8 protein-coding genes are annotated in these 15,729 nt (G+C 65.8%); 2 read left to right on the forward strand and 6 right to left on the reverse strand.

What is annotated here, in order from left to right; all coding sequences use genetic code 11:
* Positions 1-335 precede the first annotated feature (335 nt).
* The 5 genes from ACMCNO_RS26105 to ACMCNO_RS26125 are packed head-to-tail and all read right to left on the reverse strand — an operon-like array spanning position 336 to position 11,100.
* Positions 336-1,598, reverse strand: a complete 1,263-nt coding sequence (locus ACMCNO_RS26105) for a PD-(D/E)XK nuclease family protein (RefSeq protein WP_412752083.1) — start codon at positions 1,596-1,598, stop codon at positions 336-338.
* Positions 1,586-3,190, reverse strand: a complete 1,605-nt coding sequence (locus tag ACMCNO_RS26110; RefSeq protein WP_412752084.1) for a DUF1998 domain-containing protein — start codon at positions 3,188-3,190, stop codon at positions 1,586-1,588. The genes ACMCNO_RS26105 and ACMCNO_RS26110 overlap by 13 nt, the downstream gene beginning before the upstream one ends.
* The gene (locus ACMCNO_RS26115) at positions 3,187-7,149 is read right to left on the reverse strand and encodes a DEAD/DEAH box helicase (protein ID WP_412752085.1); all 3,963 of its coding nucleotides are present in this window, start codon (positions 7,147-7,149) and stop codon (positions 3,187-3,189) included. Before ACMCNO_RS26115 ends, ACMCNO_RS26110 begins: the two co-directional genes overlap by 4 nt.
* Positions 7,146-8,237, reverse strand: coding sequence for a hypothetical protein (locus tag ACMCNO_RS26120; protein ID WP_412752086.1), 1,092 nt, complete (start codon positions 8,235-8,237; stop codon positions 7,146-7,148). The genes ACMCNO_RS26115 and ACMCNO_RS26120 overlap by 4 nt, the downstream gene beginning before the upstream one ends.
* A gap of 4 nt (positions 8,238-8,241) precedes the next feature.
* Positions 8,242-11,100, reverse strand: a complete 2,859-nt coding sequence (locus ACMCNO_RS26125; RefSeq protein ID WP_412752087.1) for a hypothetical protein — start codon at positions 11,098-11,100, stop codon at positions 8,242-8,244.
* Positions 11,101-11,409: 309 nt separating this feature from the next.
* Between ACMCNO_RS26125 and ACMCNO_RS26130 the strand changes: the two genes are divergently transcribed.
* Positions 11,410-12,360 (forward strand): helix-turn-helix domain-containing protein, encoded by a 951-nt coding sequence (locus ACMCNO_RS26130; RefSeq protein WP_412752088.1) that lies wholly within the window; start codon positions 11,410-11,412, stop codon positions 12,358-12,360.
* Between the two features lie 561 nt (positions 12,361-12,921).
* Positions 12,922-13,419, forward strand: a complete 498-nt coding sequence (locus ACMCNO_RS26135; protein WP_412752089.1) for a hypothetical protein — start codon at positions 12,922-12,924, stop codon at positions 13,417-13,419.
* Positions 13,420-13,704: 285 nt separating this feature from the next.
* Here ACMCNO_RS26135 and ACMCNO_RS26140 read toward each other — a convergent pair whose 3' ends face one another.
* Positions 13,705-15,252 carry an LPXTG cell wall anchor domain-containing protein gene (locus ACMCNO_RS26140; RefSeq protein WP_412752090.1) on the reverse strand — a complete coding sequence of 516 codons (1,548 nt, stop codon included), beginning with the start codon at positions 15,250-15,252 and terminating at the stop codon, positions 13,705-13,707.
* Positions 15,253-15,729 lie beyond the last annotated feature (477 nt).

Consider the following 15,729-nt stretch of genomic DNA (forward strand, 5'->3'; position numbering starts at 1 on the left):
AGCGAGGGGCGAGAATCCCTTGGCGCTGGTAGGCTGCCGTCCAACCCGGCTCCTAGCCGGAGTAGACGACCTCTACCGGTGTCGGACGTCTACGCGAAGGGGTTGTTAGATGTCTGGTGACGAGACCTGGGAAAGCGCGACGCCGTACCGCCAACTGACATGGTGGCTGTGCGAACCATGCGACGGCGAACTCACCGAGCACCGCATCATTGTGGACCGGCATAGCCAAGAGCCAAAGCAATGGTGCTGCACCCGGTGCCATACTTACACAAAACTCAATCCCCAATTCTCACCGATTGAGTCACCAGACGGCAAGGCGCAGATTGAGGCAGCACTCAAGACTCTCGCAATCTATGCACCGATGTCAGCACCTCGGTCGCACTGACCATCACCGCGACCGTCGCTGCTGTTTCCGGATCGACCTCACGTCGGATACCGACGAGTCGTACCGTGTCACCCTCCACAAGCGCCGGGGCGCTCGGCGACGTGCGCAGCAGCAACTGCTTGGCCCCGGTCGGGCCGAGCAGCCACCTGCTGCGCACTCCGTTGGCCGGACCCACGACGCCTTCGAAGTCGAACCATGTCCCATCCGCGAGGCCGGCGGGATCTGGCAATGCAGTGGCCCAATAGGTTGCGCACAGTCCTTTGACCGGGCAGTAGGCGCAGACCTCGGGTGCTGGGCGCGCAACCGGCGGTACTCCCCGGGCGAGTTTGTCAGCAGCGTCGATGCGAACACGCACCGACATCTCAAGACCGGCGAGATCGTCGATGTCATCCGCAGCCAGACGGACGTCGTGGTTCGGGTAGGCCACAGTCAGTTCCGCGATCGGGACGTGATCCGGGTTAACGACGCGGTCCAAACTCCAGAGCAGAGCGTACAGGTTCACTTGTTCAAGGTGGCCCGGGTCCGGAACGCCGGTCTTGTAATCGACGATGCTGGCCCCACTCTCGGCAACGGTGAGCAGATCGATCCGACCCATAAGTCTGAGATCCTCAGCCGCCAGCGTGATCTCGGGGTGGGTGCCCTCGCACGCCGCCTTGCGATGGAAGGCCGGACCGCCGTCAGAGTTCGGCGAGGTCTCGGCTGTGGACGGCGGCGTGGTGGCATTGGCGGGAAACGACATCCTGCACAGGAACTCCTGGACCTGCGCGCGGGCGTCCTCGGCTCGATCCTCCATTCGCTGGGTCAGACGCTGCATGCTGTCGACGCTGAGTCGTGGGTTGTCGTCGAGGCGACGCAACCGGCGCTCGGTCACTGATCGGACGACTCCAGAGATCCCCCCGAGGCCGATGAGCACGTTGACAGCGCCGTCCGCACTGAGCGACCCACAACCAGCCTTCGCGAGCGCCTTCACGAGGACCTCCAGCGAGTCATGGACGATATCGCCGAAAAGTGAAGCCGGCGAGGGTAGCGACGGGTAGCCTTCCCCCTCCCAGATCTCCGGGTACCGCGCTCGTGAGAGCACGTAGCGGTGCGGACAGGCTTCAAGCTCTTTCAGCCCGGAGTAACTCCAAAATGGCGGAGGGCCGCCAAGGATTGCCGACGCTCCACGGACACCCGTGTCGAACGGTGTCCCGGGATCGCTTAGCTCAGCCATCTCTGCACCAGTTGGCTCACGAACGGCAGGTTTCGTGCGATGACGATGTCGTCAACGAGCCGGACCGCGATGCTGCCGAGGTCCTTCGCCTGCGCCAACTTCGCCGTCGGGGCGAGTGAGGGAGTAAGCGGTCCATGCACCGCAAAGATGCGCTGCTGGCCGTTCCTGGTCGCCAAGATCGGCGCAACTACCTTGCCAATACCCGGAACGTCCACTTCGACGTTCCGTTCGAGGATGACGCCATCGAGACCGCGACTCTGGAGATCCAGGCAGAGCTTATCGGCTGCCAGGTCCAGACGTTGCTGGCTGAGCACCGGCGCCTCGCCGCGGATGATGTACCGAAGCAAGCTCGCGCCAAGGTGACGGTCAAGCAAAGTGTGCTCGAAGCGGTTGCCGAAGCTGCGGAGGCACTGATAGCACGACTCATCGCAGTTGGCAGGGCAGCTTTCCAACCGTGCCAACGTTCCCTCGAAGATCGCGATGCCGAGGTCGGCAACGCGTCTGGTGAACCCAGCCCCGCCGGGGAGCGTGTCGTACAGGTAGATCTCGGCATCGAGCCCGAGGTTGCCGCGAGGCGTCAAAGCGGGTCGAAACTCGGCCTGCAACTCAGAGGCCTCGATCTCCAGCTGCGAGGTCGCCTCGATCGTCAGCGCCTCGGCGAGCGTGCGCAGTGCTACTTGGGTCCCCAGCAGCCCAGGGCGAAGCGTCACAGGGTTGTCAACCTTGAGGCGCACGAGCAGGACGTCGGAGATGAAGGCGGTTCCGAGCACCAGGCCACGCGTCGATGCGGATCCGGTGCAGTCCGGCTCCTTCTCGTCGGGGTACGGCTTCTTGTGGGTCCCTGCCGTCTTCCCCGAAGCCGTTGCAGTCGGCTCGATCAGGCCGCACTTCGTGCAGTAGCTGTACCCCTCACGCTTGGGGCCGGTGTTGGTTACCAACAACTCGTCGCGGCGGTAGGTTTCCTCCAGCCGAGGTGTGAGATCGCGCCATTCGCTCTTGTCGTCCTGCCCCGTTGCACTCAGCTTGGCGCGCGTGGCGTAGCTGCGAGCCGGGGCATCATCCGGGCTCGTTCCGGGGTCGTCGTAGGCAGGGTGCGCAAAGCCGGGCGGGCGCATCCAGTTCATCGCCTTGCCAAACTTCGCCTCTGCGCCGCACGCAGGGCAGTCGCGCTCTTCGCCGCGGTCGGCTTCGTCGTAGTCGACGGACAGCGCATAGTGGCAGATCTGGCACTCGAAGTAGAGCTTCCTGTCTCGCCAGGCCTGGAATAGATCGTCGAGCATCGGGGAGTAGATCGCCCCGGAGGTCCACTCCTTGTTGTCGATCCACACGACCTTGCCGGGCGCGTACTGGGACAGCGCGACGTCGAGACCCTGGCTCGGCGCGTAGAGGTACTCGCGCCGGAACCGCTCCGACTGGTTGACATCGAACACGTGGAACGCGACGACGTCGGTCGGGAAGGCATAGCGCGGCAAGACACCCTTGAACAGCAGGCGATCGAGCAGGTTCTTCCTTGTCCTGGCCGCAGGAGGCGCTGCTTCCCCGCCGTCTTCGGCAGGCAGCTCTTCGTCAACCACTTCGGGCTCGTCGGTCACTGTGCCCCTCCCTCGGGCATTTCGAAATCAAGCGCCTTATCGATTTCGTGCAACGTTCCGTCGACGATCCCGGCGAGGAGTGCCTCTCGATTTGCCGGCGGCAACTCAGTCGGCAGCCAGTCGGCGATGTCGACACGCAGCGCTGCCTCGTTCTCGCGCAACCACTGCCCGAAGTCAGTTCGGTTGAGCGGTGCGGAGTCGTCGAGGAAGTCATCTACTTTGCCGAGCACCTCGAACAGCTGTGGCTGTAACTCGGGATCGATGTCGGGAAGGCGCTCCTGGTGGTACCGCTGCAACAGGTACGCCGTGATGTGACGACGCGCAATCTGGTCGTTGTTCATCGTGAGCACCGGATCTGCCACGTCGCCTCGGATCATGAGGTGGGGATGGCGGAAATAGTTCGCGTCGTGCGTGTCGGAGCTGCCGAACGCCAGCACCGTGGCGATCGCGTTTCCACGGCGACCGGCTCGACCAGCTCGTTGCTGGTAGTTAGCCCGGGACGGCGGCATGTTGCGGAGCGCCACTCCAGACAGGCTGCCTATGTCGATGCCGACCTCCATCGTGGTCGTGCAGGACAGCACGTCGATCGCCGCTCGTTGCTGCTCGCCGGGGCGCGGCAACGTGATATCGACGTCCTGGAAGAGCAACTCGTATTCCTCCGCCTTGGAGAAGACAGCGTCAGACTGCGCGGCATTCAGCTGAGCCGTGTGCTCGGCAGCGATGATGCTCATTGGTGACTCGGGAGGGTTCGCAAGCGCGCGCACCGCGCTCGCTCGGTAGTACCCCTTGCGCGCAACGAACACCGGATCGGTCATCGGGTCCAGGACGCGTACCCGGTCCGCTCGACACTTGATGCACTTCGACGACCCCGGGAACGGCCGCTGGGTCGATCGGCACCGCTCGCAGTAACCCCACATGCCTCCGAGTTCCAGCGCCACATTGCTCGCCAGCAGACGCCATTTGCCGTCGATGGATTCACAGAAGATCGGCAGGATCGCCGGCAGCCATTCCTTCTCGAACGTTTTGGCTGCCGTACTGCCCATCCATCGGGTCAGGGGCTGGAACTTGCCGCCGTGAGGCTTCACACCGCCAGGCTGCTTCCACCAGTCGCCGTCCGTCATCGACGAGAACCAGATACCGACCCTGGGCGTCGCCCACTGCGCCAGCCAGAACCGCACCAACGCGAGCTTGGTGTCATCATCCTCTGCCAGTCCCGCGATGTTTGACAGCTTGCTCAGCAGGTCAGTGCGCTTGCTCTCGCGCTCGCGGAGCGATGCAAGACCCAGAGATGACAGCCCAAGGTAGCGATCGGTTAGGGTGCCGTATATCGCCTTCAACAGCGCGTACGGAGGCGGAGCGTTGAGTTCCTGTAGCTCGGCGCGCGCATCTTCGTTTCCGGTGAGCGCGCCACTGTCGATCGCCCGGCCAACCTCGCCGAGCACATGATCGATTCGTTCAGCTGTACGTAGTTCAGGACGCAACCGGACCCTGAGGTCCTTGGCGCCTACCATCGAGGCCAGATACAGCCGCTCCAAGTTGAGCTGGCGGCCAAGCCCGGGCTGGGGCTGGAGTAGCGACCAGCCGCGGAGGATCAGCGGACGAATCACGTCGCGCATCGCGTAGTTCTGGAGATTCGGGGCGAGGCGGGCGGCGACCTGGCGCGAGTCGGAGAACGCCAGCACCTTCCGACCGCGGAGCGGCGCGAAATCTGAATATGGTTGCGCACCGGGCGGTTGGACTTCAACCTGGCGCTGCACGAGCGCCTGGAACGGCTGATCGCCCTTGGTTTGGTGGTCCTGGACTGAGGACCGGCCATAGCCAGCCGTCTGGCCACATACACCGCACGGCTTGAACTCGCCACTGGCTTTGCCGACATCACCTTCGGCGTCGTCGTCATCGCTGCCGAGGTTCTCACCGTTGCGCAGGTGTGGAATGAAGACGTTCCGCATGCGCGGGCCTTCGACATTCGGGTTCAGTCGACCCGTGATCAGCTCTAGCTCCGCTGGCTCGGCGGGGTTACCGCCTTGCGGTGCTTCGAGCAGGAGGTCAAGCGGAAACAGCTCCGGGATCGCGCCAGTGACTGACTGGAACGCGCCACCGGGCTCGTGCCAGAGGTACTCCGGATTCGCGACGTTGTCCGTGTAGGCGCGCGCATAGGAGGACCCGCAGTGGCGGCACGTGTAGAACTCGAAGACGCGGGCGCCGCAGCTGCACGTGGCCTGTGGCTGGGCGTACAACTTGCCGATCGGTCCCGCCCCGCCGAACTGACCTGGATCCGCCTCTGGGCACGAAGGATCAAGACAGGCCCAGAGCCCCGGCAAACCGCGGAAGAAGCTATGAACCCGGCACGGCAGGAGCCCCGCGTCCTCTGGCAAACGGCGTGCGGCGCTGCCTAGCGTGACCAGTACCGATGCGGCTCGATCGGCAGTTTCCTGAGCAACGCCTGGAAACAGCGTCTGTCCCAGTTCGCTGACCGGCTGCGCCTTCAACATCGTCTCGTTGATCAGCAGTCCCATCGGTCCGTAGCCAGCGAGGGCTTCGTAGAGCAACTCGCCAACGGTCCTAGTCGGATCGGGCTCGACGCCCAGGTTGGTCACGAGGTCCGCCACCGCAGCGACGCGGCCGGGCTCGTCCGACGCCTCGTAGTAGGCACTCAACGGCACGGCGGCAAGCGCCTCGGCGTCAGCCTCAGTCCCTGCGCTCACCTGACTGCGAAGATCATGTCGACCGCGCACCGTGACGAAGTCGGCCTCGTCCTTGCCAGTGAGCTGGGCCGCGAACTTGCGCGCGTAGTCGGGGCTGTGGAAGCTCGCGCTGGTGCAGATGACTTGCACACGATCAGGCGTGATGCCGAGGCGGGCGCGCAATCGACGCAGCAATAGCGCGACCTCAGCCCCTGAGGCGCCGCGGTAGAGGTGTGCCTCGTCGACGATGAGGAGGAGCTTCTCTGTGGGGTTGTCAGCGAGCCAGGAGCGCGTGGCGTCGAAGATCGGACGCTCCAGTGGCCGCATGAGCATGTACTCGAGCATCGAGTAGTTCGTGATCAGGACGTCCGGAGGCGACCCCAACACCTCGTGGCGGGTCAGCAGTTCCGGGTCCTCCGGCTGCAGGACGGCGCGAATGAACTCGCCGGCCTTGTTCTGCCACCGGCTGCCTTTCGGCCCGAACCACTTCTTGAGGTCATGCTTTGCCGGCCACTTGCCTTTGGCTTGGAGGGTCTCAACGAGATCCCTCGCGTCCTTGTGGAATGGCGACGTAGGGTCGTTCGCTCGATCGATCAGCAGGATGTGGAAGTCCTCGATCGACTCAAGCCGCTTCTGGTCCTTCTTCTTGGTGCGCACCCCTGGGTAAAGGGTGCGGCTGGTGTACCGGGTGAATCGCGCCGGACGGTGCGCCCAAGCCTGGAATTGAGTCGTGACGCGGGGATCGCCAAGCAGCCGTCGTAGACGCCCGAGTTGGTCGTTGACCAGGGCGTTCATCGGATAGAGGATCAGCGCCCGTACGGCAGGAGTCGCGAACGACGCCGGACGCCCAGATGCCTCTTCCGCGAGCTTGGCAAGCATCGGTAGGAGGAAGGACTCAGTCTTTCCCGAACCGGTACCGGTTGTCACGACGAGGCTCTTGCCGTCCCGTCGTGTGAGTTCCAGGGCCTCGGCCTGGTGGGTGTACGGAGGGTCGTACAGAACTTGCGCCAGTTTGCCCTCCCGACGCGTCAGACGCCCGAACAGGGTGTGGACAGCCGGGTCGAGTTCGAGTTGTCCAAAGCCCCGGTCGGTCTGGTAACGCGGCGTGCTCTCGACGTACGGATCCTTGTGGAGCACGCCTTCTTCTTCGAGCAGCGCACGCCGCTGAGCGATCACCGTGGGATGCCCGATGTGGTACGTCGCCTCGATGTAGTCGCGCAGAGCGGCTTGGACCTTGGTGATCGTCTCGCCGATCGTCGGGATCTGATTCGTCACTTCGTTCCTCCCGTACGCGCCGCGCGCATCCAGAGCATTTCTTTTAGGAACTGGCTTACATCACTCGTCGCGCTATCCGGCACTAGGTACGAGAACAGGCTGTTCCTCGGCGCTGAGACCGCCCTTCCGACCAGCTCCAGGTACCGCTCAACCCAGGTCGGAACCGGCGTCAGAAAGTCGACGTAGGTGTTCCCTGGCTGCTGCCGGCTAGGGACGAGCGCGAAGAGATGCGGGCACCCGCGGTCCGCATCGATGGCAGCCTGGAGTCGCCACGCGTCATCTCGCCCGGGTACTGACGAGTCTTCGAGCGGGAAGTCGATGAGGCGTGTGGGTGTGCCGTTCGCGATTCGCACGTAGCTCCACAGGTCGGCTCCGTGCTCCTGTGAACGGCGAGCGACGAAGTCGCCTGTGTCCTCCGGTCGAACTGGGCGCCACCGCTTTCGGTAGAAGCGGAGCGACGTCGTCGGGTCGAGAATCGTCAGACTCGCAACCGAACCTGCCGCATGGCCAGCGTCGAGGCGAGCCTTCATCATCATCAGGAAATCGACCGCAACCGCCGGCGAGGGCCGTCCCACCCACCGGGCTCGGGCGATGGGATGAACGCCGAGCGACCGCAGGTCCGCCGCGGCGCTCGCAGGGTCGAGATCCACACTCCGTGTCTGCCGCTCGTACCGGATTGCGGGCGCCAACTCACTCCCGAGCAGAGGTACGCCAAACGGCCGTATGCCAAGGAGGAGGTAGTGGCCCCGGCTCTTCTCGACATACGACGGTGGGCCGAGGTACAGCATCCGCCCACGCCGATCGGGATCCGGCGGCAACTCGATGAGGTCGCCTGCGGAAACAATCGCCTCAATCATGTCGTTGAGATCTTCTCGGTCCAGTGGCGACTCCAGCCGTAGCGGCTGGAGGACCTCCATGACTGCATCTACTATTCGTCGGGGTGTAGTCGGACAGAGGAACGAGGCAGCGCGGCGAAGCGAGGCCGCGAGCGCCTCGGGAGTCCACAGATCGAACCCAGTCTGGTCGAGATCGAGGCCAGCGAGAGCGACATCCGCGCAGTCCGCGGCGGTAGCAACAGAGACGGTCATGACGTCAGAACCCCTTCACAGCTTCTTCAGCGTCCTTGAACGCCCGCGCCCCGAGCACGGCGAAGCGAGCGGCCCGCACCAAGACCGGGGAGGTCGTGACTCCTCGAAGCAACGCCGCACGCTCTCCCGCGTCCCACGTGGAGAGATGCCACGGCATGCCAGCGAGCAGCAGCAAGAAGCGAGCGGCTCCCGGATGGCCCGACAGGCGGGCATGCACCAGCGCGGGCTCGATGAGCGTGCCGAATCCATCCAGCATCCGTCCTGGTTCTGCCCACTCGAAGAGGTGGCCTGCGATCTTCGTCGCGAGGGCCTTGTGCCTCTCGTCAACACCCACGGCTGCCCGCATGTCATCGACGTGGTCGATGAGGTGGTCGGCCCGTGCGAGGCGGAATTCCAGATTGGTCCAGTGAGTGCTGTACGCGATGACCATGACCAGTTTGCGAGTGAGTGACTCCAGAACGTGTTCTTGCTGCCTGGCCGCAAATGGATCACCTGGCAAGTCCGCGTCCGCCCAGGCCGCAGCCGCATCGATGACGGGCACGAGTTCATCCGGCTGGCGACCGATCCAGCCGAACTCGGGTTCGTTTCGCCGGGCCTGCAGCACCTGCATCGGCTGGGTCGGCAGCAGCATGGTGGCCTGGGCATCGCCAGCCGTCGCCCGCAGGAGACCGCCGAGCGCAGGCACCGCGATGGCCTCGTCCGGTTCGCAACGGACGGCTACGAGTGGCTGCTCGACGGTAAAGAGTTCGACCTTGGTGGAGGCATGGTCCGTGCGGTCGATAAGTCGGGCGACGTGACCGCTGTTGTGGCCCCGCGCGACCTTCCACCGCAGTGGCTGGAAGCCGCGGTCGCACTTGATCGATGCGAACCCGATCCCGGCGCGCGATACGACAACTCTCGCGGACTCCGCCGCGTCGTAGTTGTCCCGCATTCGGGAGTCGTCGCGGATTCCCTTCCCTACCTTGCTCCACTCCTCCGACGACATGGGCAAGGGGATCTTGCGTAGTACGTCCGTGAGTACTTCGCCTAGTTCAGAGCGAAGCGAGACATGAAGGTCAGCGTCCGTCCCCGATGGACCATCGATAGACAGCGTTGCTCGTCCATCGAACAGTTCGCTCATCGACGGACGCGCGGGAGACACGAGGAGGCGAATGCCCTCTCCCGGAGTCGCCGCATCTGGCCGGCGCTGCGGGTCTCTGATCGTGACGATCAGGGACTCCTGCACCAGCGGGTGTGCCTGCTCGTCAAGCAGCGTGATGCCGAGTTCGTACGTCCCGACGGCAAGGTCGTCGATGACAAGGAAGCATTCGCGCTGGCCCGGTTGCCAGTCGATGCGATGCTGTCGGCCGTCGATCGAAAAAAGGCATGCGGCTGGAGCCAGCTGAGTGCCGACGGCGAGCAGGCCGCGCTCGCCGGCCAGCCACTCCACGCCACCTTCGCCGTCCCAGGCGCTGGCCACGACTCCGACTGGCCGGATCGTCACGTCAGACACGACCGTTAGGCCGAGTCCGCGCAGGGTCTGAACGTCCGTGTCCGTGACTTGCGCGGGCAGCGCCAACTCGAGGACATGAACTCCGCCGATCAGTGCAGTGCCATCGGATATCCACGACGGGCGCGCGCTGGGCGCCTCTCCCCGGACAACCAGCGTGTAGCGCACGCCAGGCCGGACGACCTTTCCCTTGATCTCGACGGCCACCCCAGACTCGCGGCGTCGGAACAGCCACGTCGGACCAGGCGTCAGGGCGCACCGCACAGCAAGAAGGTCATTGACGTCGCCGGGAGCACTTTCCAACTGCAGGAACGCCGAACCCTGCCTGGGCCAACTTGCGAGCCGCAGATCCAGCCCGGGGGTCAGGAGCCAACCACGCGGCAGGAACGATCGCTCCGCGCCGTCGACTCGCGCACGTCGGTCACGTAGTTCGTCGTACAAGGCGGCGTTGTCGACGCCAAGCACACTGAGGTCAGGCAGCGCAGCGTGGGCATGCCATCTGCCATCAACCCGCTTCAGGGTGATGCGCGGATCGGTCGCGGCAGGGAGTCGTCTCGCCTGGCCTGGGCGGACTTGTAGTGGATCCGGCCGAACGAACCCGCGGGCGCGGACCCGGCTCGCAGTCCGCCTGGCCGAGTCCAACCATTGCCGAGACTTCTGCTCAACCCGGAGCGACTCGACCAACCGGGCCAAGGTTGACGGAATCAGATAGGGCGACTCGTCCTCCTCGCCCGACAGGAGGGCCGCGGCCAGGCCGCCCAGCAGCATTTCGCTCCGGCAGAAGATGCGGAACTGCTCGGTGTACTCACCAGAGCGAGCACGCAGCCGTCGGCCGAGTTCCTGGGGGTCAGCCAGCAACTCGGGCGTCAGCCCAAATTGAAACTCGAAGAGGAGCTTTGCCAGATCACGCTGCAACGAGGTCGGAAGCACGGCGTTGGCAATCGGCCACGCGATGATCGTGAAGTTTCCGGCGAAACCGCCCTGCGGCACAACGCCGCCGTATGCCTCGGCGAACTTCATGAAGAACGCTCGGATCTTGTCTCTGTCCCCGAAGTGCGCCCACATCGGGGTCTCATCCTCGAAGGTCTGCCAGTACTCCTTGCCGTCGTACCGGTATCCGGACTCTGCTGCGTACACGGCGAACGGAAGCCACCACTTCCGATGCTTGACCTGGAACCCCTGGGCGATTGCAGCGCGGACTGTCGTCTTCAGCAGGCCCAAATCCTCGTCGGGTAGCGCGTGCTCCAGGGCGAACACCGGCGCACCGCCGGTCAAGGCACTGCGTGCCGCATAGAGGTCGGTGAAGTGGGCGTGCAGGCGTGCGTGGAACTGTTCGAGGAGGTCGACGGTGCCACTAGGCGCAACTGGTTGCATCCGACGCCCTCCCTCTCGGTGATCGACTCGCTACTTCCTAACAGGTCGCAGTCTGAATGATGGGACCGACAATTTTCGCGTCCCTCGTCCGCGATGTCGGCGCGTCTCGAACGGTTGTGCCAATTTGTGTGTGGTTGCTGTGGGTAGGGGTGTGGCTACGGGTCGGCGGATGGCGCACATGGAGGCGGCGCGCACCTGGGTTTTGGGTCGTTGGGACGGTTGCTGAGACCGGTCCGAACAAGGGATCCACGTGCGCGCCGCTACTGTATTCAACCGTCTGTTGGGCTTGCGGGAACGGTCGTCGATGAGGTGTCTTTCACCGAGACCGCGATCGTGATCGGGGTACGGTTGCGGTCGAAGCTGCTGGTGTGTCCGTGCGGGCGAACCGGCCGGGCCCGGTACGACAACTCGCGGCGGCGGTGGCGGCACGTCGACTTCGGCCGTCACCGGATGGCGATCGAAGCCGAGATCCGGCGGGTCGACTGCCGCGCCTGTGATCGGGTTCGCACGGAGTGGATGCCGTGGGCGCGGCCGGGCGCCCGGCATACCCGCGACTTCGAGGACATGGCCGGTTGGCTGGTCAAACGACTGTCGAAAGCGGGTGTCGCGGCGCTGCTGCGCACCACCTGGCACACCATCGACGCGCTGGTGCGGCGGCTGGTCGGCGAGCATCTCGACGAGGACGGGCTGGACGGGTTGTACCGCATCGGGGTGGACGAGATCGCCTACAAGGGCCGCAAGTTCCTCACCGTGGTCACCGACCACGACACCGGCCGGGTGGTGCACCTCGCGGAAGAGCGCACCAGCGATACCCCAGCCCGCTCGATCGGGTCTGGGGTATCGGCCTTGCCGCCACTGACCCCGCCGCGCACAACCCCGGCCCGATGGCGGGGCCAGAACCTACTCGGGTTCGCGCTGATGCACACCCGCACCCAGTTGGACACGGCAGGAACCTTGAGATTCTCGTCCACGAGGGGCGGGTCGGTGCCGACCAATACCGCGTCATACGGCCCGCCGGCCGCATCACCGGCGCCGTGCGGGTCGACAACAACCCGTGGTACGTGCTGGAACTGGGCGCCGACGCCGCGTTCACCATCATCGGCCTGTGGATGCTCGCCGCCCGATCTCGCCACACCCTCATCCACCTACCCCTGCGAGGCGCCACGACGCCCGAATCAGGCAATGCCACCACACGACGGCCGGTGCGACCCGCGCCGATGGCTGCGTTCGCAGGGACACCGATCCGGCTCACGTAAGTGACCCACACCATAAGGACAATTATGGTGCTCGATGAGTCGGGCGCCGTAGTCGGTCTACCTTTTGTCCGGCTCCGGATGTTGTTGGCTGTCCTGTCTCATTCAATCTGAGGCACTGCGAGGCTCTGACCTGGCGTGCCTCAGATTGAGTGAGACGCTCCAGGGGCTGAGTGGCTCCAGTCGTAGCTGGGGTGCGGGTAGAGACGTGTCACCAGATCCAAACGGGTCCGATCATGAATGGCTGGGGCAAGATGCTTTTGTGATCATTCGTGTCTCGTTGACCGACGTGGAAATCTTCAAGGAGGCGGTGCGGCGATTTGGCGGCCAATCCGGCGGTGCTGCTGGGTTCGTCCGGGCACCTGGGGCGGTCGCGTTCGTCGCCACCGCGGATCACGAGGTTCAGGGCTGGTGCTGGGGCTATCGTTTCGTGCCGACCCGGGCTACAGCAGCCCGGCCAGCCGATACGGCACCGTTAGTCCCGAAGACCGACAGTGAGGCTCAGCCTGGTGCTCGCCGGCTGATAGTGGCGCAAGCCAGGTGACGGACGGTCCCTACAATTATCCGGGTGCATGCCGAACCCGCCACCCAAGCCTGGGCGGTGGACCCGCTGCCCGCGCTCACTGCCACCACCAGCCTGAGGGCCGACTGGCCCCGCGCTGGCCTGGACCCGTTCGACGTCACGGACCGGCGTACCCAGCGGATGATGTTCGCCACCGGCTACACCCTCGCGTGGCCCGCGTCGGACGGCGCCGAACCTTCGTCCGACGAGCGGGGAGCGCACGCTGCGGTCCCCATGGGGTACACCACCCTCTCGCTACTGGAAAAGCTGGCCGTCGTGTACCAGGGCCGACTGATCGCCGAGTGGCCGCGCTGCCCCGCCCCGCCCTCCGCACCGGATAGACCACTAGAACCGGCCGTGCGAGTCCGAGGCCTGAAGGATGCACGGCACGCCGACGACTACCAGAGCGCGCTGGACGTGGCACTCGGGCTGTCCCGCAGCGGCGCCTGGCACGACGAACCGATCATGATCGTCGACGTACTCACCACCCACCCCTGGCACTGACCAACGGGACCCTCCCGATGCGCTGCTAAGCCCGCGCGGCGACCGCCGACGCCCGCTATGCCGCTGCGCTGGCCACCGACAAGGAACTGCTCCCGGTCAGCGTGCCAACCGTCCGCAGACCCCAAGCGGCCGGTGGAGTCTCGGCCTGACTCCTTTGCCCGTCACCGGTGCTGGCGCGCACGCACCGGGGGTGAGCACCTTCACGACAGGCAGACCACGTTGAACAAGCAGGATGGTTCATCGTGGTCGGGGCGCTGCACCACGGCAGGGCCCCGGATCGGCTGGTCAGGCGGTGAACCGTATGCGGCGCCGCCGCATCAGCAGCAGGCCGGCCGCGCCCGCGAGTAGCAGTACACCGCCGGCCGCGCCGAGCAGGCTGACGTTCGCGCCGGTCACCGGGAGGCCGCCGCCCTGGCCGCCGTCGTCACCGGACAGTCGTACCGTGATCTTTGCGGTATCGTTGTGGTGGTCGCGGTCGAGGGCGCCGCTGTCGGTGAACAGCTTCTCGTTGATGCGGACCTGGCCGGGCGCCGCGGTGGCGTCGTCGCGCACCTCGAACGTGAAGTCGAATAGGGCCGAGGCCTTCGCCTTGGTCCGGCCGTCCTCCAGCGCACACACGTACTCGGCAGCGCCGGTGAGGTCGATGTCCTCGACGTCGGTCACGGCGATGGCGTCGTCCTGCCCGGCGCCGTCCTGCTCGTCGTCCAAGCCCGTGACGAGATCGAGCGGGATGCACCGCGGGTCGACCTGCACGGCCGTCAGGCCGGCGGGGACGGTGAGATGCGTGGCCGGGTCGGTGTTCTGGAAGCTCCAGTGGTAGAGCGTGCCGGGTCCGTTGTTGGTGAAGCCGACGCGGGCGTGCACCCGGTCCCCTGCGGCTGCGGTGATGGTGCCGCCGACGGCGGCCAGGTCGGTCCGGCGGCTGCCGCCCACGACCACCTCGCTGATCAGGATGTTGTTCTCGGGCTTGGTGTCGACCTGGCTGACCACCACCGGCGTCGGCGCGTCGGCGGTGGGCTCGGAGGTGGTGTCTGCGCGTCGCGCCGCGGCCGAGGAGCTCTTCGTCGCCGGGACCGCCTGTAGCGTCACGGCACCTCCGCCGCCCTTCGGGCCGAGAGCCTCGGCCCCGGAGCCGGGCGCGAGATCCATCAGTTCGGTGAAGTCGGAGGGCGTGTACCAGCTACCGAAGGCGCTTGCGCGGCTGCCCGCGGCGGCGTCGGCCGGGATCCGCAGGCGCATCGGCATCGACAGTTCGTAGGTTCGGCCGCTGGCCAACTCGTCGTCGAAGGTGCAGACGGTGAGGATGCCGTACCGGCAGTTGCTGAAGCCCTTGCCGTCGACCAGGCTCGGGTCCCAGCCCACCAGTACCAGCACCGCACCGCGCACGGGGACGGCACCGGCGTTGGACACCCGCACCTCGGTCGCGACGACCGCGCCGGGCGCCACGGTGACCGGCTCGCCGATGACCCCGGCGAGGTCGACACCCTCGCCGATGGTGACCGTCGACTGCGCGGTGACCTCGGGGCGGTCGTCGAGCTGAGCCGTGTAGGCGAGCTTGCCGTGGGCGCCCTTGCCCGCGCCTTGCTTGGCGGTGACGGTCAGCGCGGCCACGGGCAGCAGGTTTGTTCCCGGCTCGAGGTCGAACGGGCCCGGCAGCGCACACCTGATCACCACGCCGGTACGGGCGCAGGTCTGCTCACCCACCGCGAAATCGTCGAACGCCTCCACCGTGGCGATCCGGTCGACGTCCGTGATGTCCACGCTGACGGTGATCGTGCCGACCTGCGCCGGGGCGTCACCCGGCACGTCGACCCAGGCGAACAGCGGGTTCACCTTAGGCTCCGTCCCGGCGACCGAAATGTCCGGGAAGTGCAGCCGAACCGTGGGTGGGGCGCCCGACGCAGGCGAGCTGGGAGAGGCCAGTGCGAGGTTCCCGGGCACAACCATCGCCGCAGCCGCGGCGATGGCAGCCGCCGATCCTGACAGCAGGCGGCGCAGGGTTCGGTGCATGGCGGTGGATCCTCCCCGTGAACGACAAGCCGCGCGAGCCTACGGGGCGAAGATCAACCAGCGGCCCCGCCGTTCGGACACAACCGGATCCACCATTGACCGGCCTCACCCATCGCGTGGCGGCGCGCGGCACGACGGCTTCCGCCCGGCGCCAACGCGCAACCCGCCCACCGTGGACATACATCGCTAGGGCGGCAATTCGACGATATGGGGCGAGTGTCGGCGTGCTGAACCCGGATCACGAGACCCCGCGGCCGCGGTGCCGCAGGTCAGGCGCGTCGTCCAGCGGAAACGAGAGTG

Source organism: Krasilnikovia sp. M28-CT-15 (genome assembly GCF_047159595.1).
GTDB lineage: Bacteria > Actinomycetota > Actinomycetes > Mycobacteriales > Micromonosporaceae > Actinoplanes.